This is a genomic window from Arthrobacter sp. B0490, assembly GCF_002929355.1.
Classification (GTDB): Bacteria; Actinomycetota; Actinomycetes; order Actinomycetales; family Micrococcaceae; genus Arthrobacter_D.
In genome coordinates this window covers 1-638 of record NZ_PJIR01000100.1, presented here as the reverse complement: position 1 = coordinate 638, position 638 = coordinate 1, and the positions used below count along the sequence as shown (strand labels likewise).

The window sequence follows — 638 nt, the reverse complement described above, 5'->3', positions numbered from 1 at the left end:
ACCATGCCGGCAGCCAGGTGCTGCTGTTCGACAGCAGCTTCGCCGCCTGCGTCGCCCGTCTGCGGCCGCGGCTGAGCAATATCCGGCATTTCATCGAACTGGCCGCGCAGCCTTCGTCCGGCCTCGAAGGGGTGATGGGCTACGAGCAGCTGATCGCCGACGAGCAGCCGCTGGACTGGCCGCAGTTCGACGAGAACGCCGGCGCGGTGCTCTGTTACACCTCCGGCACCACTGGCGACCCCAAGGGTGTGCTCTACAGCCACCGCTCGGTGGTGCTGCACGCCATGGCGGCTGGGCTTTCCAGTGCGTTCGGACTGTCCGCCTTCGACTGCATCATGCCCTGTTCGTCGCTCTATCACGGCACCGCCTGGGGCATCCCATTTGCCGCTGCAATCAATGGCTGCAAGTTCGTGCTGCCGTGCGACAAGATGGACGGCGCGAGCCTGCAGGAACTGATCAAGACCGAGGGCGTGACCCTGTCCGGCGGCGTGCCGACCATCTGGACCATGTACCTCGCCCATCTGGAACGTAGCGGTGAGGATTCCGGCAGTCTGGCGCGGCTGGTGATCGGCGGTTCCGCCGTGCCGCGGGCGATGGCCGAAACCTTCCAGACCAAGTACGGCGTCGCGGTCTGCCAG

Annotated in this window: 1 protein-coding gene; it reads left to right on the top strand. The window is 66.1% G+C overall.

All coding sequences use genetic code 11. From position 1 onward, the window contains the following. Positions 1–638: AMP-binding protein (locus CXQ97_RS20960; RefSeq protein WP_146069744.1), on the top strand; the 638-nt coding region annotated here is incomplete at both ends.